The sequence below is a fragment of the Pseudomonas sp. 65/3-MNA-CIBAN-0223 genome (genome assembly GCF_040310425.1).
In the GTDB taxonomy this organism is placed as follows: domain Bacteria; phylum Pseudomonadota; class Gammaproteobacteria; order Pseudomonadales; family Pseudomonadaceae; genus Aquipseudomonas; species Aquipseudomonas gregormendelii.
Genome location: NZ_JBEOPV010000062.1, coordinates 1 through 449, shown reverse-complemented (window position 1 = coordinate 449; position 449 = coordinate 1). Strand labels below are relative to the sequence as shown.

General features: G+C 66.4%; 2 pseudogenes. Both read right to left on the bottom strand.

Annotation, left to right across the window (positions count from 1 at the left end):
* Window positions 1-85: pseudogene (locus AAEZ09_RS27915) on the bottom strand (AAA family ATPase); the annotation flags it as partial.
* Window positions 78-449, bottom strand: a pseudogene (locus AAEZ09_RS27910) (IS21 family transposase); the annotation flags it as partial. The pseudogenes AAEZ09_RS27915 and AAEZ09_RS27910, both read right to left, overlap by 8 nt.

Sequence of the window (449 nt, the reverse complement as noted above, 5' to 3'; positions counted from 1 at the left end):
ACTCACCCTGTGCAGTTAACTCCGCCCAGGCCGTGGCCATGCCGTGCAGGCGCAGCTCCTTGAGTTCCGCCATCAAATCACGCATGACCGACCTCCTCGGCCTGGCCACGCAGGCGGTCGTAGCGCGCCGTGTTAGCGACGGGGGCTTCCTTGAGCGACAAGTGGGTTTCGACGCTGGGTGGTGGTTCGGTCGCGGCCAGGCGCGCCACGACATTGAGGATGTGTTCGGCGCTCAGGCTGCCGCTTTCCAGTACCAGCTCAACAGCCACCAGCACCGCATCGAGCCCGGCGACTGGTACGGCAGCCAGAACTTGCGCCATGATCCGGTCACCGCCGGCATGACGCCCCAGACCGTGCTTAAGCTGACGCAGCGGCGCCGGCAGATCAGCAAAGGGCGCGCCGTTGCGCAGCGCACCGGGCTTGCGTTCGATCAGCGGGAGGTAGTGCTG